The sequence below is a fragment of the Imperialibacter sp. genome, from assembly GCF_048007035.1.
GTDB lineage: Bacteria > Bacteroidota > Bacteroidia > Cytophagales > Cyclobacteriaceae > Imperialibacter.
Genome location: NZ_CP180355.1, coordinates 4,678,161 through 4,698,731, shown reverse-complemented (window position 1 = coordinate 4,698,731; position 20,571 = coordinate 4,678,161). Strand labels below are relative to the sequence as shown.

The window sequence follows — 20,571 nt, the reverse complement described above, 5'->3', positions numbered from 1 at the left end:
CTGTTTATTGCAAAGCGCTATCCTAACTGGCGGATCGCAATTACCAGGGCGGGTGGTGTTGAGATTTCGAATCGGTGTCTGACGGCTCTCAACACCTTTGCCAGCGCTGCCGTGCCGACACCTCGGCTACAACAACCCAGTCACCTGCTCATCCATCGGGTTGACGGCCGACGGGAAAAATTGAACCACTTTGCCGTTTTCATCAATCAGGTACTTGCAGAAATTCCAGGTAGGCACCTTGCCACTTTGCTTTTCCAGCCAGGCATACAATGGCGCCCGGTCTTTACCGATCACATCGATTTTTTCAAATAGCTGGAAGCTGACGCCGTAGTTCTTTTTGCAGAACTGGGCAATTTGCAAGTTGGAGCCTGGCTCCTGTCCACCAAAGTTGTTGGCCGGGAAACCCAGCACGGTCATCTTGCCGCCAAACTGCTCATGGAGTGCCTGCAGGTCTTCGTACTGTGGGGTGTAGCCGCATTCTGAAGCGGTGTTGACGATGAGCACCTTCTGGCCTTTATATTTGGAGAAGTCGATGGTCTCGCCATCAATAGAGGCCATTTTGAAGTCGTAGAAGGAGCCTTGTGCCATAGCTGTGGAAGTGATAAAGATGAGAAGGTAGAGTAGCTTTTTCATGGTATTCGGTTTATGATTAAAGAGGTTACTCCGTGTCAAGCCGATTAAAGAGGTTACTCAATGCGCTTCCGCACAGAGTAACCTCTTTAATTACATCCGCTCAGGAACGTCTATTCCCAATAACCCCATTCCCGTTTTAATTGTTCTGGCGACTACCAACGAAAGCATCACCCGCAGCTTCACCTTGTCCTGATTGTCTTCATTGAAGATAGAGTGCTCTGTATAGAACCGGTTGTATTCCTTGGCCAGGTCAAACACATAATTGGCTACTACCGCAGGATTCAGTTCCTCGGCAGCCACTCTCACTTTGTCAGGGAAGTCAGCTATCACACGGATCACTTCAGCCTCTAGTGTCTCAAGCTCCAGTGCTGACGGGTCGAAGCCCTTTAGTTCGATACTCAGCTGCTCTGCCTTTCGTAAAATTGCCGTGATCCGGGCGTGGGTATACTGCACAAAGGGGCCTGTATGCCCATGAAATTCAACGGACTCCTGCGGGTTGAACAGCATCCTTTTCTTAGGATCTACCTTTAGCAGGTAGTATTTGAGCGCACCAAGTGCCAGGGTGTTGTACAGCTCTTTGGCTTCTGCCTCAGTAAACCCTTCTATCTTGCCTAGCTCAGTCGTGTGCTTCTCTGCGGTATCCAGCATTTCCTGGATCAGCTCATCGGCATCTACCACGGTGCCTTCCCGGCTTTTCATTTTACCCGACGGCAAATCCACCATACCATACGACAGGTGATAAAGTCCATCGGCATAGTTGCGCCCCAGTCTTTTCAGTATGCTGAACAGCACTTTGAAGTGGTAGTCCTGCTCGTTACCCACTACGTAAATCGACTTATTGAACGGGTAGTCGGCGTATTTCATGTCGGCGGTGCCTAGGTCCTGGGTCATATACACCGACGTACCATCGGAGCGGAGCACCAGCTTGTGGTCCAGTCCTTCTTGTGTAAGATCGGCCCACACCGAGCCGTCCTCTTTTTTGTAAAACACACCTTTGGCAAGGCCTTCATCCACGATATCTTTACCCAGCAGGTAGGTATTCGACTCCTGGTACATCTTGTCGAAGCTCACTCCCATGGCCTTGTAGGTGGCGTCAAAGCCTTCGTACACCCAGCCGTTCATCAGCTTCCATAGAGACACCGTCTCGGGGTCATTCTCCTCCCATTTCTTCAGCACGGTTTGTGCCTCCAGAATCAACGGTGCCTTTTTCTTGGCCGCTTCTTCCTCTATTCCCTGCGCCTTCAGGGTTTCAATTTCTTTCTTGTACTCCTTATCGAAAATCACATAATACTTACCTATCAGGTGGTCGCCCTTCAGCCCGGCTGACTCCGGCGTTTCACCATTGCCCCATTTGCTGTAGGCGAGCATCGACTTGCAGATGTGGATGCCACGGTCGTTGACCAGGTTTACCTTGAACACCTCATAGCCATGCGCATGAAGTATGCGGGAAGTGGAGTCGCCCAGGAAGTTGTTTCGCAGATGGCCGAGGTGAAGCGGCTTGTTGGTGTTGGGCGAAGAAAACTCCACCATCACTTTGCCTCCGTGCGGTGGTGTGATACCGAAAGATGGATTGACGTACACTTCGGAAAGAATTTTGCCCCAGAGCGTATCACTCATGGTCACATTGAGGAAGCCCTTCACCACGTTGTAGGCCGACACTACGCCTACATGCGCCACCAGAAAGTCGCCCAGCAGCTTACCTGTTTCTTCCGGGTTCTTGCCTGTTACTTTCAGGTAAGGAAAAGTAACAAAGGTGTGTGAACCCTCAAATTCCTTTCTGGTAGGCTGAAAAGCAACATCCTGTGCGGCTAGCTCGTGGTTAAATACTTCCTTGAAGGCCTGTGAAATGCCTTCCTTCAACTGCTCCTCTAAATTCATCTATGATCGCTCGGACATGGGCCTTCTGAAAGGCCGTTTCTAAAATGCCCTGCAAAGGTACAGGTAGTGGGAGAATGATACAATGGATAGCAGGTAAAAGCCGGGTGACCAGCATGGAAAATGCAGTTTGTCTCACTTACTATTTTCACCACCGTCAAAAATCAGTTAGATTCACTAAAAGATATAATGGGAATATGAACCGGGTTCATACCCAGATGTTGGGGCACATGCGCTGCGTACTATGACAAGAGCTTTAACCATACTTCCATTTTTCATAGTTACCCTAGCTTTCGGGCAGGCTGAACCGGAACTACTCGGGGAGTATAAACGAACGGAGCGAATGGGCAACTTTTTGACACGCTGGTATTTTGACATTACGGGAACTTCCCTGATTTGGACCGAAAGGCTTAGATTGTATTCAGACTCGACTTATCACTACATGTATTTCGGCGGTGACTGCGGAACGTTTGACGAAATCACAAAAGGGACTTGGTCGACAGACAGCACAACGATAGTCTTAACACCGAGTGACGATCAGCCCCCAACCTCGTACATACCTAACAAAGGCAGACTCTACCATCCTAATGCGGAGCTATTTGATAAGAAGTCTTGGGTGATGCGATAAGGGATTATATGTGCCCCAATCGAACAGACGGCCGATGAGCGGTTAAGCGCACCGGTGGGCCTCTGGGTCGCCAGCCCGGTCACATCCACCGTACGTACGGTGGGTGTGGAACGGTCTCGTGTACTACCCGACGTGTGACAGGTTCATTGAATTCAGCTCGCTGAAGTTTGCAATCTCGAATGTCCTATCGTAGGATTTTCAATCCGCCCAAACACCACCTTGAGCGTGCGTCTTTGCCGGCCGGAATACACGACCCACGGATGCTGACGAGTGAAGACACTCGCCAGAACGAAGTAAAAAAACAGGGACTGCCCAACCAGCACTCGTCAGAACAACGCAGGAAATCCCACATACTCCGCCGTATATCTAGCACCTCCTTTTGTTTTGCGGCGGCATTCCCGAAACTTGCGAGTAAATCATATCCGGGCGTGACATTCACATTGGCAGTGGCTCTCTTTGCAGTAGGTCTTATCGTGGGCTTTTATTCGGGCCTTATTGGCACCGGCGGCAACGTCCTGCTTATCCCCGCCCTCGACATCCTCTTCACCTACCTGGGCATACCTGAAGCCGAAATGGTCAAGTTCATTATTGCCCAGTCGCTGTTTGTGACCATGTTTACAGGCGTGACCGTGTCGTTCCGGCAGTACCGGGCGGGCAATTTCTTCTTAAAGGAAATGCTATTGACCGCTGTGCCTGGCACCGTCACCGCCTACTTTGTCACAGAAATCATTCGCAATGGCAACTGGTATGAAAAGCGCAGCTTCGACATTGTCTTCCTTGCCTTACTCATTGTACTTGCACTGCGGTTGTTTCTGTCCAATGCCCGCAAGGCATCTTTGATCGATGCTCGTCCTGGCCAGTGGCTATTTCCCTTTGTAGGGCTGCTCACTGGCGTGGCCATTTCCCTATCGGGGCTGGGCGGCGGCGTGGTGCTGATACCTGCTCACCGACCTTATGAAGATGCCGATCAAAAGCGCCAGCTCAATTTCTATTGGCGTCGTAGCTGTGCTGGCCGTACCCATTTCTCTCAGCTATCTGCTGGCAGACATATCGGCCGCAGAAACGCAAGTGCTGCCGTGGCAGATAGGCTATATTTCACTGGGTGTCATCCTGCCTCTCATCCTCGGCATTTTTGCGACTGCTCCTCTCGGAGTAAAGGCGGGGCACAAAGCCAACCCACGCACTTTGATGATCATTTTCGGAGGAGTGGTGTCGGTGCTGTGTCTGAAGCTGGTATATGGGTTGTGGATTGCCTGAACGACAAATGCTCGTTGCAAAGGCTGGCATGTGAAGACATTCCCCTGAATCAGGTAACTGCAAAAACAATAAGGATATGACTAAAAATTTAGTTGATAGCTATATCTTAGCATCTCACCTCTTAAAAGGGTTCCCAAACAGTGAACTTTTGTTATATTTGTTCGTTAATAACAGTGGATTGTGGAAAGAGTATTTGCGAAAAGCACTTTGAGAAAATACTGGGAAAAACATGCCGACGTTGAACAATACTTAAAAACCTGGTATGACACAGCCATGAATAGTGATTGGAAGAGCCCGGCGGACGTTAAAAGCACTTTTGCCGCTGCTTCAATTCTAAAAGGCAGCAGGATCGTTTTTAACATAAAAGGAAATTCTTACCGTCTGGTCGCAAAATTTAACTTCGAAAAAAAGTGGGTATTTATTCGATTCATCGGCACTCACACAGAATACGATAAAATTGATGCGAATACGATTTAATAGTTACTACTATGGACATTAGGCCGATAAGAACTGAAACAGATTACCAAAGTGCACTTGAGCGACTTGAAATAGTTTTTGATGCACAGATTGGGACGCCCGAAAGTGACGAAGCAGACGTTCTCGGTCTATTGATTGATGAATACGAGAGAAAACACTATCCGATCGAAGCCCCCGACCCAATTGAAGCCATTAAAATTAGAATGGAGGAATTGGATCTCAAGCAGGTCGATTTGATAAAAGAAATCGGGGGAAAGGGTAGAGTGTCGGAAGTATTGAATAAAAAAAGAAAGCTGACAGTAGAAATGATCAGAAATCTTGCTTCGAGGCTTAATTTGTCAGCTGGGCTCTTAATCAGGGACTATCAAAAAACAAAGTAACACCAACTACCCGGCTCTTCCAGGTGTTCTGAAGGGCATCGCTGAGCGAGAAAGCCGAACCACATATAAAATGCTGAGCCCGGCAGGCTAGACCCAAGGCCGCAGTGGCATACCTTCACCTTTCGATAATAATTATTTAGCCCTCCGCTGCTCCAGAAGCTTCGCTTTTCGAGATCTGCAATCCACCTAAACCGCCTAGGCTATACGTCTTCACCCTCCCGAATGCTTAATCAAAAGGTACTGGCGGGTGAAGACACCCCCCAGAGCCGGGTAACTACAAAAACAATAATGATTCGACTAAAAGTTTAGTTGATAACCATATCTTTGCATTTCATCACTACAAGAACTCCAGACATGAGATTATTATTGACGCTGATTGTGTGCACCATTGTATTGCCCCTTCGGGCGCAGACGTTCGATGAACTGCTCGCCAATAGCGAGATGCTTTATGACGAAAAGCAATACGCTGAATCAGGAAAGGAATACGATAAGGCTTTCGCCATAAAAGAGGGCACTGCTGGTCAATACTACAATGCAGCTTGTGCCTGGGCGTTGGCTGAGAATGCAGCACAGGCGGCAAAATACCTGGACCTGGCGGCGGACAAAGGCTGGAAAAACGTGAAGCATGCTCAGCGAGACAACGACCTGACCTCCCTGCATACCCATCAAAACTGGGAACCGATTTTAGCAAAGATGCAAACCAATCTCGATGAGTATGAAAAGGACTTTGACAAACCCTTGAAGGAACAGCTGGAAAAAATATACGTCAGGGATCAGACACTGCGACAGCTGTACATGGATGCAGAAGAGAAATTCGGGAAAGACTCCGACGAAATGAAGTACTTCTGGCAATTGATGGCTGAACAGGATAGCTTAAACGAGGTGGAAGTGGCAAGAATTATTGAAGAAAGGGGCTGGGTGGGCATACCGCTGGTGGGAGGACAAGCCAATATCACCCTGTGGCTTGTGATCCAGCATGCCCCGCTCGAAACGCAGGAAAAATACCTGCCTTTGCTGAAGGCCTCAGTATTAAAAGGAGAATCGAGCGGCAGTCACCTGGCATTGCTGGAAGACAGGATCCAAATGCGCAACGGCCAACCACAGACTTACGGTTCTCAAATAACCAACGACAAGGAGAGCGGGCAGCAAATAGTGTATGAAATCAAAGACCCGGAGTACGTGAACCAGAGGAGAAAGGAAGTAGGCCTCGGCCCCATTCAGGAATATGTGAAACGCTGGGGCATAGAATGGACGGTGGAGCAAAAGGAAAAATAACCATCAGCCTGTAAAATGCCTTCCAGGAACTGCTCCTCTAAATTCATCTGTGACCGCTCGGGCATGAGCTTTCTGAAAGGCCGTTTCTAAAATACCTTAGAAGGGTGCGGTAGTAGGAGATTGATACAATGGATGGTGGGTAAAAGCAAGAGCTTCTTGTCGGAAACTCAATGGTTTTGGCTGGCAAATAACCTCAGTAAGGTAAAATATCCTGACGCCGGTCCAAAGAGACAACACACGCAAATAGTAACCACACAAATTGGCTGAAAGAAGGTAAAACCCAACTCCCTTCCCCTGCTTTCAATACACCATAGAATGTCTTTTCCTGTACCCAAACGCACGGCAACTACAATTTGTATATCATGCTAGCTTTGGTTAAATCGGAAATAACTTTAGCGTTAGTAACCCTGTGTGAACAATTGTTTCAGATCATTATTTCCCATTAGCGCTCAGCTATGGCCTTGAGTTACGCAATAAAAACAAGGGATAAAAATCATTTTTCAATAAAAAAAGTTACTTTCCAAACAGAAAAATAACGACCAATGCTTAGACACCAGCCAATAGTTTTCCTGCTGCTGATGCCGATTTTCGGGCAGGCCCAAAACGACACACTTCCCCTAATAAAGCCACTGGAAATTTTTGAAAAGGTCAGAGAGTTCCGTAGCAATGAAGACTATGCTGGCGCCGTCGAATTATTAAAGCATATACCCGAAAGCGACACAAGCTATTTTCTTGCCCAAGCCGAACTGCTTGTTACTTACGGAGTGGCAAATGACATTAATCCTGCCAAAGCATTGGGCGCACGTCTTACGTCGACAAACAACGAGTACAATGCCACCAATTTTTTAGAATGGGGGAATGCCTGGCTCAATGCAGGGGATGCCGAAAAAGGAGTCGAGATCTATATAAAAGGCCTGAACAGGTACCCCACACACCATATGATGCACAACAATATTGGTGTTGCCTACTTTAGATTAGGTCAATATGCGCTGGCTGAAGACCATTTAAAGGAATGCCTGAGCGTTAGTCCATTCTATTCCAATGCCCATATTATGCTCGCCCGCATAATGATTCTCAAAGGGCTGCGAACGAAAGCTATGCTGAGCTTAATGACCTATTTGGCGATTAATCCGGATGATAACAGCGCCCTGGTAATGCTGGAAAACCTCGTTAACGGCGCAAACCGCCTGGAAGGCACCCTCGCTGCAGATGAAATCAATAATGATTTTTACACGATCGAGCTCTTGCTCAGGTCAAAAGCACCATTAGACGAGAGGTTCAAAACTTCGGTGGATTTCAATGCCTCCCTCGTGAAATACAGCACGATGCTTCTCGAAAACTTAATTTACAATTCTGAAAGTGAGGATTTCTGGATGCGATTTTACGTTCCATTCTATCTCAAGCTACATAAGCAGGGTCTTTCTACATTTTTCATCTACAAGCTACTTTCATCCACAAAGAATGAAAAAGTGAGCATGTGGTTAAAAAGTCACCAGAAAGAAAACGATGCCTATGTCGACTTAGCCAATAAGGAGTTGGCCAGCACCAAATTCAGCAAAAAAATTACACTTCTCGGCGAAACAAAGATGTTCCCTGTTTGGTACTATAGCAATGGAAGAGTGAACGCCTTTGGAGAACAAGTGGATGATGACACTCGTGTTGGCCCCTGGGTAATCTATTATGACAACTGGGAGAAAAGTAGTATTGGGAAATACACCGAAGACGGAAAGAAAATTGGAGATTGGTTTTTCTATCACAAAAACGGCGAATTGCTAAGAAAGGAAGTATACGATGAGAATGAGCGGGTGATTGAAAATGTGGTATACTATGATAACGAGGGGAGACTTTCCATTGAGGCTCCCTTTTCAGACGGCAAATTGAATGGAGAGCTCACGTACTATATGGCGTGTGGTCAGGTATCGGAAATCCAGCCTTATGAAAATGGAGCCAATACCGGTCAGGGGGTGGTTTACTACAGTAGTGGGCAAAAGTATTCCGCCATGCAAAGTCAGGATGGGTCGTTGGAAGGAACATACGACTACTACTACAAATCGGGAAATCTAAAAACGTCCTATACCTACGCAAATAATCTACGCCACGGCCCCTTTAGCAGCTTTCACCAGAACGGTTCAAAGGATGAGCAGGGGGCTTTCTTCGAAGGCAATGAAACCGGAGACTGGAAAGGATTTCATGACAATGGAAAGCTAAGATTCGAAGGGGCTTTTCTGGACGGAAACAGGACTGGCGAATGGAAATTCTACAATCAGGGCGGTTTGCTTACCGAAATTGAACAGTACGATCAAGAAGGCAATAGTCACGGTAACTATAAATTTTTTGACAAAAAAGGGCGCCTTTATGGCGAAGTAGTTTACTCAAAGGATCGGGTAGTAGAATACACCTACTACGATTCAGAAGGAGTTGTTATTGCACATGAAGCCGACGTTTCAGGAAACCTGCCTTACAAAAGCTACAATGCACTTAGGCAGGTGTTGGCAGAGGGAACAGTAACAAGTGGAAAGCTGAATGGCCCTCTCATCTATCGCCATTATAACGGTAAATTAAGCCAGCAAGGCAAGGCCGTCGACAACAGCTGGGACGGAGAATTTAAAAGCTTTTATGAAAATGGGCAGGTGAGGGAGCACAACACTTATTCTGACAAAAAGGCTAACGGCTACTTTCGGGAATACTATATTAACGGAAAGGTAAAATCAGAAGGCTGGCAGCAGGATGATATGCCCGTTCAGACATGGCATTACTACTACCCGGATGGCACGTTGGAACGTGAATCGTATTACCGGGAAGGTGAACTTCATGGCCCGGTACGTGAATATGACTTCAAAGGAAGGTCTTTCAGTGAATACACTTATGATCAGGGCATATTGGAAAAAATTGTACTCTATGACACCCTTGGATCACCCTTCTATAATACCCAATTGAAGAATGGCTCCGGCACCTATGAGCTTCAATATATTAGTGGCAATATTCGGCAAAAATCCGAAAGCGTCTGCGGTGAATACACAACCGATGTGTTTGTATACGCCTCTGATGGGCGTGTGACAACAAAAATCCCTGTCAAAAATGCAGAATACAACGGCACCTACGAATTTTTTGGATCGGAGGGGAAGCTGAAGGTTACCGGCAACTACCTTAACAACAAACAGTCCGGATTATGGACATGGTACGACGACAACGGCTCAGTGTCCTCCACAACTGAATTTCTAAATGGTTTAAGGAGCGGAAAAAGCATTCATTATTACGAAAACGGCAAGGTGGAGTCGGAATGTTCCTACAAAAATGGCGTGAGAGAGGGAAGCTGCCATTATTACAGCATGAACGGCACACTACAGGTAGAAAAAGTTTACGACAATGACCATGTGGTGGGTTATCGACACCTCCTGCCCGATGGAACTATTAGTCAATTATTCCCATTCGATCCGTCTGGAGATTTTACACTCAAGGCCTATTTCCCCAACAAGGAACTAAGTTGTTTGCAGGAGTATAAAGACGGACTGATCCACGGGTCGCTGAAATATTACGAAACTAACGGAACCGTTCAGGAAGAAGGGCATTACTCGCATGGAGAGTTGTCGGGACCATACAGACATTTCTTTGCAAACGGTCAACTTAGTAGTGAGTCACATTACAAGTACGATGAATTGGAAGGTGTTCAGAAGTTTTTCTTTCCAAATGGCAAGTTACGCAAGGTCGTAAACTGGCATATGGGTAAACAAAATGGTGAAGAGATTGTGTTTTCTACTGACGGCAAGGTGAAAAAAAGAAATTACTACTGGAATGATGAATTATACCAATAAGCTTTTTATAGGTCTTTTGCTTGTAATCTTCCTGGGTGCGTTAAGCAACCTGTACGGGCAAACCGGCGATCCGGAAGCGACCTTTGCCAGGTACAAAAGCTTGTATCCCGATGAGCAGGCAATCTACCTTGTTCTTAAGCAGCATATGAATATCTCAATGGCAAATGACTCGCTGATGATTACCACAAGTCATTATGAGGAGATGCTTCATTTGGGCGAAAATTCGAAACCCTATGCGCAGGGAAAAATCTACAGCAGCTCATTTATAAGGGTTAGCCAATTGGATGCAAAAACTCTCGTTCCCGCTAAAAAGAAATATGAAGTTGAGCAAGTCAAAGAATTTAAAGAATCGTTTGACAAAGATTCTAATATATTTTACGACGACGTCAAGTATATCAACTTTCTCTTTCCTGCAATCCAGCCTGGGGCAAGAACTCAGTTGTTATATACCGAGAAGGTTACCGACCCACATTTTTTAGGGCAATACCGACCAGCTACATTTATTCCTGTTATCGAGTCGGAGTTCGTGGTAACGATAGATGATGGAATAGACATTAACTTTTATACCTTCCACGGATTTGAGGACATTTATTCGAGAGAAGAAAAAAGTATTGGTGGAAAGAGAATTTTTCGATTCAGCGGTAAGAATATTCCGAAAATCAAATTTGAAGCCAATAGTCCTAGTCTAAGCTACGATGAGCCTCATTTAATTCCTGTCATCAGAAGCTTTACGTCCTCTGAAAATGAAAAGGTCAAAGTATTGTCTTCGTTGCAGGATCTTTACAGCTGGTACCGGGGGTTCATTCACGACCTGAAAAAAGAAGACCCGTCGATAAAGGGTATTCTTGATTCAATAGTCAACCCTGAAGATACCGAGTTAGAGAAGGTGCGGAAGGTTTTTTACTGGGTGCAGGACAACATCAAGTATATCGCATTTGAACAAGGTATGAGGGGGCTGATTCCCCACCCCGGCAGCTATGTACTCAACAACCGATATGGTGACTGCAAGGGCATGTCAAGTATAATCATAAGCATGCTGCACCAACTTGGCATTGATGCCAAGTTTGCATGGATTGGGTCACGTGATCTTCCCTACAAATACTCCCAACTTCCAAGCCCGATGGTTGATAACCACATGATCGCCGCCTACCAGCACGGAAAAGATTGGATTTTTCTGGATGCCACCGGGCAGTACATTCCGTTCGGTTACCCCACCTCTATGATTCAGGGGAAGGAAGCGCTGGTGGCTGTGGAAGAAGATCACTACGAATTAGTCACAGTACCGGTGCAAACCCCCAGCGAAAGCATAATGAGCGATTCCTATACCTACTCAATTGAAAAAGGAATGGTGAAGGGAGAAGGAAAATTACAACTCACAGGCCATGCAAGAGTATTCAACGCATACAAAATGATAAAGTCCAACAAAACCAGCGTTGATAATTATGTTAACCGCCTTTTAAGCAGAGGAAGCAATAAATTCTTTGTAGATAATTATCAAATAGCTCACCTCGACAACCGAGACGAGCCCATCGCACTCGACTACCAATTTCGAGTGGAGGACTATTACCGAACAACAGGGAGTCAGATTTTTTTCAACATGAACATGGATAAGGGTATGGCGGGCAGCACCATCAAACCGGACCGGGTTCATTCTTTGGATAATGAATATCAGTACGTGAATTCCAGCGAAGCTATTTTTAATATTCCTGAAGGCTACGCCGTAAGCTTTGTTCCTCAGGACTCAGGCATAGATACAGACATTTTTAGTTATAAAATAACCTATACCCAGGAAGCAAACAGAATTGTGCAGAAGAGAGATTATCAGATTAAATACCTACAGTTGCATCCACAGCAATTTCCCGTTTGGAACGAAGCAATAAAACACTACTCCGAAAGTATGCGGCAGGTAGTCATTCTCAGTAAAAAAGAAACAGAGTAAGATGAAAAATATTTATCCCGTCAGCCTATTTATTTGTTTCGTTTTTCTTTCAAACAGCTCGATGGGGCAACAGTTTGAAGAATACACATGGACGCCCGACCGAGCGCTCACCAGCTTAGATAAGGCAGAGGCAGATTTACCTTTGCTCTACCTGAAAAGATCGATTCAATACCAATACCTGTACGAAGAAGAAGGAAAGGAGCCCGTGTGTTACTTGACCGACCATCAGATCATTCGGGTAAACAACGATGAGGCACTTCAGAGGGTAAACAGAATCTATATTCCCACTGAAAACATGATCGAACTTATCGACGTAAAGGCACGAACCATTACTCCGTCGGGCAAGGTTGTTTTGTTAGATGAAAGTAATATTCGTGAAGTAAAGGATGAAGAAGAGGGTGGATATCAGATTTTTGCCATCGAGGGGGCTGAAATTGGCGGCGAGGTAGAATACTTCTACACAAAAAAGATAACTGCCCGTTATTTCGGGCGTGAATTTGCGCAGCTCAAATACCCTTTGAAGGACTTTTCCTTCACATTGACGTGTCCTGAAAATCTTGAATTTGAATTTAGGAGCTACAATGGACTACCCCAGGTAACACAAAGCGATACATCAAAGTCATTCAATCGTTATACGCTACACACTGATTATATTGAAGATCTCCCGGAGGAAGCTTTCTCATCGTTCGATGGCAGTCGGCAAAGGCTGGATTTCAAGCTTTCTTACAATTCCGCATCAAGTAAAAATCGACTTTTTACCTGGAACGATGCTGCGTCGAGAATCTACAATCAGATCTACAGTTTTGGTCCTGCGGAGATGAAAGATGTGAAAAAACTGCTGAAAGTTGTGGGAGTGGATAAGTTGGCAACAGCAAAAGAAAAAATATCAAAGACTGAGCACTATGTCAAAACAAATTTTTACCTCAATGAAAATGCGGGCTCGGAGGCAGAAGATTTAAGCACGATACTAAGGCAAAAATTTGGTAATGAAAGAGGCCTCACGATTCTCTTTGCAGCATTGCTTACCGAGCTGGGTGTTAGCCATGAAATAGTACTCACGCAGTCTCGTTCGGAGGTGTATTTCGACAAAGATTTTGACACCTGGAGTTCGTTGAACGACTACGTTATTTATTTACCTGATCTGGGCTCCTACCTCGCTCCATATGCCTTCGAACTTCGCCTGGGGAATATTCCATCAGACCTAACAGCCACAAACGGCCTCTACATTCGCCCGATGAAGGTAAGAGACTTCACCTACCCGGTTGCCGAAGTCAGGTGGATACCTGAACCCGATCACACCATGGAGTTTGATAACCTGGCCATCGACGTCAAGATACCCGACGATCTCAGCGCAGCAATAATTGACGTACAGAGAAGTTTTGGCGGGGTACAGGCATCCTATCTCAAATCTATCTATGAGTTTCTTGAGCCTGAGAAAAAGCAGGACCTTCTGGAGGAAATGATTGAATTTTTGGCAATCGATGCAGAGGTGGAAAATGTAAGCCTGGATAATAAATCATTCACCTACCAAAACTGGAATGATCCATTCGTCATAACTGCGAATTATAAGGCCCCCTCTTACCTGGAACTCGCCGGTGACATCATGCTGTTTAAAGTCGGTGAGCTCATCGGACCCCAAAGCGAGCTTTACCAGGACGAAAAGCGGATTACCAGAGTACAGAACACCAATAACAGGAGCTATTTTCGCAAAATACAAATCCATCTACCCCCTGATTTTTTGATCGAAAACGCCGGCGATATTGATATGAACGTTCAGGTTGAAGAGGACGGCAGGGTCATCTATGCTTTTAAGAGCACCCATCAACTTCAGAATGCCTTATTATCCATCACCATTGACGAGTTCTATAATGAAATCTATTTCCCGCAAGAAAGATTCGAGGAATTCAGAAAAGTAGTTAATGCGGCTGCCGACTGGAACAAGGTGACCCTGGTAATGAAAAGGAAATAGCCTTTTACCGAGCTTTTGACCACCAACTTAGCACTAAGCACTTTTCACCTAAAAGATTCACTCAATTTTACCTGCCGACTTAGTTCCCTCCAAAACGAACTACTCAAGCCACTGAAGTGGCAGGTAAGTCCGCTCCCTGATCCGGGTTCTCAATCTGCTCCACTGCCACGATCTGCGTAATAGGAAAAACAGCCGGGCCAAACTGGTTGTAGATGGCCACATCGGCAGCATCACGGCCATAGCCAACAGCGACGTAGCCTCTTTTGATGCCTTTTTGCACAGCATCAAATGTGTACCAGTTGCCGCCTACATAGGCTTCAAACCAGGCGTGTAAGTCCATAGGGTCCAGGTTGTAAAGGTAGCCCACCACCATGCGGGCCGGAATGCTGAGGCTGCGGCATAGGGCAATGCCCAGGTGAGCAAAGTCTCTGCAAACGCCTGACTGCTGCTGATTGACCTCGGCAGCAGAAATCGGACGGCCGCTGTTGCCGGAAAAATAACGGATGTTGCTGCGCAGCCAGCCTTCGATAGCCGCCACCTGATCGTAGCCCGGAAGGCAGTTGGCCGTGATCGAATTAGCAAGCTCTCCAAACCTGTCGGACTCGCAATAGCGGCTGGGCAGCAAATAGCTCAACACCTCGTTGGGCAGGTGTTGAATTTCAACAAAGGGTGCGCCAGGCGCTGTTTCCACCAGATCTATTGTTTTTACATTGGCTGATGTCCGCACCACAAAATCGCCCACCGGCGCTACCAGTCGCTGGCAAAGGTTCTTATAGTCGTCGGTGTATTCAAACACCGGCACATACGGCAGGATGGCATATTCTTCTCTGGCAACCCATTGCTGTCCGCCGCTCCTGGGCCTTAGCATGAGAATAAAGGGAGTAGGCTCTGCTATACTGAAAGTCAATTCGCAACTGGTTCGCAACCACATCTAAAACGAGAATTTATAAAATGAATTGGGTAAGAAAGGAACTAAAGGGAGTCGGGGCGCAAATGTACAGTATATGTTTACCTGAAAAAAGGCTGGCAGCAACAGTCATCAAATATTTAACCCGCTTCGTCTGCTTGCAAAGCAGCCAAATGAATCGGCTCTTTTACACTCTTTGCACCATTCAAATATCAAATAGTGTTATCTTACAGGTTCTTTATTGATCAAACATTAATTCATGGTCAATAAAGGTGAGAAACAATCGACCTGATCCGTGCTGATGACAAAACGTTTTGGTTTCGTGTGTGTGCTAACACTGCTTTCGCTGACGGCTGCAGGGCAAACCTGCATCCAAAAGTATGACAGCGTGGAGCGGTACAAGCACAGCTATCCTGAAAAGGCAAAGTTTTATGCCAACGCACTGCTCGTAGACCTTGATTCGGGCAGGTGTGTGGAAGAGATTGGTCTGGCCGCTCTCTACAACAATATAGGCCTCCTCTTCTGGGAGCTTAACGACAGAAAACGAAGTGTAAACAGCTTATTAGCCGGGCTCAAGCACGAGTTGGTCAACAAAGACTCTATCCACAAAGACCTGCTCGGGCTGTATTATAACCTTTCTACGATCAACCAGGAGACCGGAGATTTTGGAACATCGGGCAGGTACCTAAACCTCGCCGAGCGGGTGGTGAATAAATGGTACCTTAACAACCATGAGGCCCAAACAAGGTTCCTGCTGAACAAAGGCATCTACTACCGTGAAACCGGGGATTTCGAAAAAAGCCTGGCCGCACTCAATGAAGCCGTTAGCTTTATTGGTGAAAAAAATGATTCGATTAGAATTACTCTCCAGATTGAATTGGGCACCACCTACCGGCATTTCGGCGAGCTCGATCATGGCGAGGCAGCACTAATTAGTGCGGTAGAACTAGCACAGCAGAACCATGAGTGGTTGTACTTCCAGGCGATTGACAGACTATCTTCATTGAAAATAGAGCAAGGCGACTATTCTGATTCCGAAAACTACCTGCTGCACAACCTCGAACGAAAGAGGGAGATTTATGGAGACCAGCCCGACGAAATGCTGGAGACATTGAATGAGCTGGGTTATCTGTATTACCGGCTGAACGACCTGGAATCGGCGGAGTCGTACATGGATCAGGCACTGGAAACCGGCAAAGACCTGCGAAATATCAGGCCCTACATGCTCAATAACCTCGGAGCCATTTACATGAAAAAAGGCAACCTGGAAAAAGCCGAAGAGTGCTTCACCGAAAGCTCCGAAGGTTTCAAAGCGCTCTACGGCACCATGAACCCCGACTACGCCAGCAGCCTGAACAACCTGGCCGGCATTTTGAAAGAAAAGGGAGAGCTGGGTGAATCGCTTAACCTTTACACCCGGGTGCTCGATATGGACAAAGTGCTGTCGGGCGTTAATCATCCAAACTACGCTACTTCGCTGAACAACGTAGCACTGCTCTACATGCAATTGGGCAACTATTCTCTGTCTGGCAAGCTGCTGATGCAGTCAAAGCAAATACGGGAGAGAGCGCTGGGCAGATACCATCCTCTGTATATCAAAAGTCTTAACGACCTCGGCATTTATCACTTGCTAATGAAAGACTCGGTGGCGGCCATGGAGGTATTTAACGAAGCCCTGAATTCTGAAATTAAGCACATGCAGGATGTGTTTCCTGTGTTAACAGACCGGCAGCGAAAGCTTTATTTTGACGAAACCAGGTACAATATCGAACGATTCTGCTCGCTTGCATTTTCCGAAAGCTTTTTCAGCGGGCAATATGCCGAAGATGCGCTTAACCACTTTCTGAACACCAAAGGCATTCTGTTCTACGCTTCTGAAAAAATGAAGAAACTCATCCAGGGTAGTGGCGATGAGAAAGTGGTCAACATGTACAACGACTGGCGTGACAAAAAATACAGGCTGGCGCAGGCGTATCTTTTAACGGAAGAAGAAAGAATAAGACAAAACATTTCGATCAGTCTGCTTGAGGCGGAGTCGGCGCAGCTTGAAAAAGAGCTTTCTCTATCGTTCAAAATCTTCTCGGATCAGGAGAAGTCGTCGTACCACACCTGGAACGAGCTGAGCGAGGTGATGAAGGAAGGCGCAGCCATGGTGGACATCATTCAATTTAGGAATTATTCTGTGGAGGTGAAGGACAAAAAGCTGAAGCAGGGTTTTGAAGAAAGGGAGCGCTATGCCGCCTTTGTCATCAAGCCGGGCAATGTGCTGGAGACGGTTACCTGGCCGATGCAAACTGACTTTGCCAAGGCATTTTCGTTGTACAAAAATGCCCTGCAATTTGGCGTGCAGGATGTAAATAGCTACAACGTGTTCTGGAAGCCCATTGGAGCGCATTTGAAAGATGTAAAAACGATCTATTTTTCACCCGATGGTATTTTCCACAAGCTGAACCCGGTCATCTTTTTTGACAGAGATCGTGATATGTACATCGCCGACGAATACGACCTGATTCATATCACAAGTGGAAAAGACCTGCTGTACTCCGAAGACATCAGGTTCGTAAGAGATGCCAAAATCTTCGGCAACCCCAACTTTAGCAGGCTGGGTGAAACACACAAACTGCTTCAGCTACCCGGCGCCGAGCGTGAAGCCAACGACATTACAGGCATCCTTGACGTAAGAAAGTGGAAGTCAGACACCTATTATTTCAACGATGCCACTGAAGGACAAATGAAACGGCTGTCGAACCCGGGGTTGGTTCACATCGCCACGCACGGCTACTTCAACGACGACCCTAACCATGTTGACCCCCTCCATAGCAGCGGTATTTACCTTTCCAGAGAGGAATCCAGCGACAACGATGGGCTACTTTCCGCTTACGAAGCCATGAACCTTGTGCTGGACCAAACCAGCCTGATCGTGCTGGCTGCTTGCGAGACCGGGCTCGGCACCGTAAAAAATGGGGAAGGAGTATTCGGTCTTCAGCGTGCTTTTCTGGTAGCGGGCGCCAAAAATGTATTGCTTAGTCTTGTTAAAATCAACGACAACGCCGCACGCCGCTTCATGAATATCTACTATCAGGAATTGCTGTCACTCGAAGATCCACAGGATGCTTTCTTCAGTGCCAGACGACTGTTTAGAAAGGAGTATGACAACCCTTACGACTGGGGCGCTTATATTCTAGTCTCTAAAAACTTCTAGAGGAGGGGCATTGAGTTCTACTTTGTGAAGAAAGTCAAATAAGTTTTCCTCAGTGATAAAATAGGCCATGCTCGGTGGATTGGGAGCAGGTTCAAACACCCGGATAGTGCTGCCTTTTTGTAGTGGCTTTTTTGGATTACCATTCCATGCAATCAAAGCATCCGGTTCGTAGCCAAGCTGCCTGGCAATCTCATTAAGGTCATTGGGTTTTCTGAGGATGTAGGTACTCGCCGAAACCAGGCTAACGGGTGTATTGGTCTCAATCTGCACCTCCACCCTTCTCCGCAAAATTCGCTTGAACCAATGGTCGTTGTCACCGTCAGGTGTTAATTCACCCCGTGGGTAAACAAAGACCTTATCGGCCGTCACTCCGAGCGTTGTCAGATAGGCCTTTACAGCCTCTCCCCGCTTCTTACAGAGTTCCATATTGTACTCTTCGCCACCAAGGTTATCAGCAAAACCAAACAGGCTGATCTTACTGATGTCATCGATACTCACTTGCTCCACCAGGTTGTTCAAAGCTGCTTTCGCTTGAGGTCGCAACACAAACATGCCAAAATCGAATAGTATCTTCTCGAAAGGCTGGTCTCTGGAGGGTTCCGACCTGCCACCGGAAAAGCCCAGGCGAGCCCTGCCACCAGCACCCGACGGCAGATAAGACGGCCCGGCACCCGTTCGTTGTGACCCCGCTCCCTGCGTACCGCTCCCGTCTGCAATTGCGTCCGGGTTGTATACTTTTTTGGGTCGGGCGCCCATTTGCTTTTCCACTATCAGGTCAGGTTTTGGCTTCTCAAAGTTAACCGCTTCATATAGCTCATACCCCTGATAATCCTCCACCCTGAGCGTAACAATATCAATCGACCGAGTATCTCGGAGGTTCGACATAATGCGGGCGTCTATGAGCGATTCCCCGGAAATGAGGAGGGATAAAAACAGCTTTTCGTCACTGACCTGAAAAGTAAAAAGATCCAGTATTTTTCCGTTAAGGCGATTGGTGGTGAGGAAACCAACAGAGTCGGAAATATTAAAATAAGTATCGTCCCAGGTAGAGTTAAAGGGAGCACCCAGGTTATAGACATGGGGTTCAAAAAAGGATTGCCCTTTGGCAGCATAGAGATCAAAACCACCATAGCCTACGTGGCCATCGCTGGCAAACACCAGGCAGCTGAACACCTCCGAATAGTAAGGTGTTATTTCATTTTCTGAAGAGTTAATCACCTTACCCATATTGATGGCCGGCGACCATGATTCGGCATAGGCGCCGGTCAAACTCATCCATATGTCCGCTCCACCGGCTCCGCCAGGCCTGTCCGAGCTGAAAAACAAAGTATCACCGGAGCTTGTGATATAAGGGTGTTTGTTTTCCGATCCGGGCTCGTTGATGTACTCATTCAGCACCACCGGCTTTGTCCACTTGCCCTTTTCAAGATAGCTAACATAAATCGAGCAATCTGAAGCCGCCTCTCCCAGACAGGAAGAAAAATAGAACTTCTTCCCGTCAGCGGTGAAAGAACCAGATCCCTCCGCCCATTCAGAGTTCATTACATCAAAAGACTGGTCAGCGCCGGCATATATCCATCGGTTGTTTTTTCGATGCTCGTAGGCGGCCAAATCAGGAAGAAGACCATCGTATTGACTGCCTTCATATTGCTCTCCGGGAAGTTTCCGGGTAGTGGCAAACACGAGGTGAAGATTCCGAGGATTCACGACAGCGCCAAAGTCGTGAAACTTTGAATTGATACCGTCCAGTGCACTTACCGAAAATCCTCTGTCTACCTTTTTCTGACGGATAGCCAGCAAACAACCTTCTTTATGGTTCCGTGACAAATCGATCAATTCAGGACTTGCGTCGGGCATGGAGATCAAAACATTATAAACTGAGTCCGCCTCCTCATAGGCACTGTCGTGCATGCGCAAAGTGGCATAGTAGTAAAGTGATCTCGCCCGAAAAGGGTGGTCGGGCCGGTTGCCCAGCGCAATAAATGCTACCTCTGCTTTGTCGTATTGAAGCGTCTGCTGATAACAAATGGCCAGCTTGTACCTCGACTCAATATTTTGCTTGTCAATGCTGACAATCTTTTCGTAGTACTCAATGGCTTCCAGGTACTGATGAGCCTCAAAGTGCGCTTCCGCAAACTCCACCAGCCTGGGCACCGACTGCGAAAAGCCGATGTGGGCCGATAAAATGAAAACGATGAGTGCTACTTTTCTCATTGG

The 20,571-nt window shown here is 46.7% G+C and carries 13 protein-coding genes and 1 pseudogene; 10 read left to right on the top strand and 4 right to left on the bottom strand.

From position 1 onward, the window contains the following. Positions 1-126: 126 nt before the first annotated feature. Together ACMVP2_RS20400 and argS are read right to left on the bottom strand one after the other, a co-directional pair. Positions 127-633, bottom strand: a complete 507-nt coding sequence (locus tag ACMVP2_RS20400) for a glutathione peroxidase (RefSeq protein ID WP_416864869.1) — start codon at positions 631-633, stop codon at positions 127-129. A 90-nt stretch (positions 634-723) separates the two neighbouring features. Beyond that, positions 724-2,511: an arginine--tRNA ligase gene (gene argS / locus ACMVP2_RS20395; protein WP_416864868.1), complete on the bottom strand. Its 1,788-nt coding sequence runs from the start codon at positions 2,509-2,511 to the stop codon at positions 724-726. 241 nt (positions 2,512-2,752) lie between these two features. Here argS and ACMVP2_RS20390 point away from each other — a divergent pair, with 241 nt between their 5' ends. The 9 genes and pseudogenes from ACMVP2_RS20390 to ACMVP2_RS20350 all read left to right on the top strand — a co-directional run bounded on the left by ACMVP2_RS20390 (position 2,753) and on the right by ACMVP2_RS20350 (position 14,245). Continuing rightward, positions 2,753-3,136 (top strand): hypothetical protein, encoded by a 384-nt coding sequence (locus ACMVP2_RS20390; protein WP_416864867.1) that lies wholly within the window; start codon positions 2,753-2,755, stop codon positions 3,134-3,136. A 179-nt stretch (positions 3,137-3,315) separates the two neighbouring features. Further along, positions 3,316-4,068 (top strand): annotated as a pseudogene (locus ACMVP2_RS20385) (sulfite exporter TauE/SafE family protein); the annotation flags it as partial. A 22-nt stretch (positions 4,069-4,090) separates the two neighbouring features. After that, positions 4,091-4,393, top strand: a complete 303-nt coding sequence (locus ACMVP2_RS20380) for a TSUP family transporter (protein WP_416868210.1) — start codon at positions 4,091-4,093, stop codon at positions 4,391-4,393. 180 nt (positions 4,394-4,573) lie between these two features. Beyond that, positions 4,574-4,870, top strand: coding sequence for a type II toxin-antitoxin system HigB family toxin (locus tag ACMVP2_RS20375; RefSeq protein ID WP_339793304.1), 297 nt, complete (start codon positions 4,574-4,576; stop codon positions 4,868-4,870). Between the two features lie 11 nt (positions 4,871-4,881). After that, entirely contained in the window at positions 4,882-5,250 is a 369-nt protein-coding gene (locus ACMVP2_RS20370; protein WP_339793305.1) for a transcriptional regulator, read from the top strand. A gap of 354 nt (positions 5,251-5,604) precedes the next feature. Further along, positions 5,605-6,525 (top strand): DUF6624 domain-containing protein, encoded by a 921-nt coding sequence (locus ACMVP2_RS20365; protein ID WP_416864866.1) that lies wholly within the window; start codon positions 5,605-5,607, stop codon positions 6,523-6,525. Between the two features lie 542 nt (positions 6,526-7,067). Beyond that, the gene (locus tag ACMVP2_RS20360) at positions 7,068-10,337 is read left to right on the top strand and encodes a hypothetical protein (RefSeq protein ID WP_416864865.1); all 3,270 of its coding nucleotides are present in this window, start codon (positions 7,068-7,070) and stop codon (positions 10,335-10,337) included. Then, positions 10,318-12,276 carry a DUF3857 domain-containing protein gene (locus tag ACMVP2_RS20355; RefSeq protein ID WP_416864864.1) on the top strand — a complete coding sequence of 653 codons (1,959 nt, stop codon included), beginning with the start codon at positions 10,318-10,320 and terminating at the stop codon, positions 12,274-12,276. Before ACMVP2_RS20360 ends, ACMVP2_RS20355 begins: the two co-directional genes overlap by 20 nt. 1 nt (position 12,277) lies before the next feature. Beyond that, complete coding sequence (locus tag ACMVP2_RS20350) at positions 12,278-14,245, top strand: DUF3857 domain-containing protein (RefSeq protein ID WP_339793309.1); 1,968 nt, start codon at positions 12,278-12,280, stop codon at positions 14,243-14,245. A gap of 103 nt (positions 14,246-14,348) precedes the next feature. On the opposite strand, the gene ACMVP2_RS20345 is transcribed toward ACMVP2_RS20350, so the two are convergent. Next, entirely contained in the window at positions 14,349-15,176 is an 828-nt protein-coding gene (locus tag ACMVP2_RS20345) for a transglutaminase family protein (protein ID WP_339793310.1), read from the bottom strand. 277 nt (positions 15,177-15,453) lie between these two features. On the opposite strand from ACMVP2_RS20345, the gene ACMVP2_RS20340 reads away from it, so the two are divergent. Continuing rightward, on the top strand, positions 15,454-18,354 hold the full coding sequence (locus ACMVP2_RS20340) for a CHAT domain-containing protein (protein WP_416864863.1): 2,901 nt from the start codon (positions 15,454-15,456) through the stop codon (positions 18,352-18,354). Here ACMVP2_RS20340 and ACMVP2_RS20335 read toward each other — a convergent pair. Beyond that, complete coding sequence (locus ACMVP2_RS20335) at positions 18,334-20,568, bottom strand: OmpA family protein (RefSeq protein WP_416864862.1); 2,235 nt, start codon at positions 20,566-20,568, stop codon at positions 18,334-18,336. The genes ACMVP2_RS20340 and ACMVP2_RS20335 overlap by 21 nt on opposite strands. Positions 20,569-20,571 lie beyond the last annotated feature (3 nt).

What these genes read in the sequence shown, in the direction of transcription:
- ACMVP2_RS20355 (WP_416864864.1), top strand. Translation starts at nt 10,318, where the DNA reads ATGATGAATTATACCAATAAGCTTTTTATAGGTCTTTTGCTTGTAATC.
- ACMVP2_RS20365 (WP_416864866.1), top strand. Translation starts at nt 5,605, where the DNA reads ATGAGATTATTATTGACGCTGATTGTGTGCACCATTGTATTGCCCCTT.
- ACMVP2_RS20370 (WP_339793305.1), top strand. Translation starts at nt 4,882, where the DNA reads ATGGACATTAGGCCGATAAGAACTGAAACAGATTACCAAAGTGCACTT.
- argS (WP_416864868.1), bottom strand. Translation starts at nt 2,511, where the DNA reads ATGAATTTAGAGGAGCAGTTGAAGGAAGGCATTTCACAGGCCTTCAAG.
- ACMVP2_RS20335 (WP_416864862.1), bottom strand. Translation starts at nt 20,568, where the DNA reads ATGAGAAAAGTAGCACTCATCGTTTTCATTTTATCGGCCCACATCGGC.
- ACMVP2_RS20360 (WP_416864865.1), top strand. Translation starts at nt 7,068, where the DNA reads ATGCTTAGACACCAGCCAATAGTTTTCCTGCTGCTGATGCCGATTTTC.
- ACMVP2_RS20350 (WP_339793309.1), top strand. Translation starts at nt 12,278, where the DNA reads ATGAAAAATATTTATCCCGTCAGCCTATTTATTTGTTTCGTTTTTCTT.
- ACMVP2_RS20345 (WP_339793310.1), bottom strand. Translation starts at nt 15,176, where the DNA reads ATGTGGTTGCGAACCAGTTGCGAATTGACTTTCAGTATAGCAGAGCCT.
- ACMVP2_RS20380 (WP_416868210.1), top strand. Translation starts at nt 4,091, where the DNA reads ATGAAGATGCCGATCAAAAGCGCCAGCTCAATTTCTATTGGCGTCGTA.
- ACMVP2_RS20390 (WP_416864867.1), top strand. Translation starts at nt 2,753, where the DNA reads ATGACAAGAGCTTTAACCATACTTCCATTTTTCATAGTTACCCTAGCT.
- ACMVP2_RS20400 (WP_416864869.1), bottom strand. Translation starts at nt 633, where the DNA reads ATGAAAAAGCTACTCTACCTTCTCATCTTTATCACTTCCACAGCTATG.
- ACMVP2_RS20340 (WP_416864863.1), top strand. Translation starts at nt 15,454, where the DNA reads ATGACAAAACGTTTTGGTTTCGTGTGTGTGCTAACACTGCTTTCGCTG.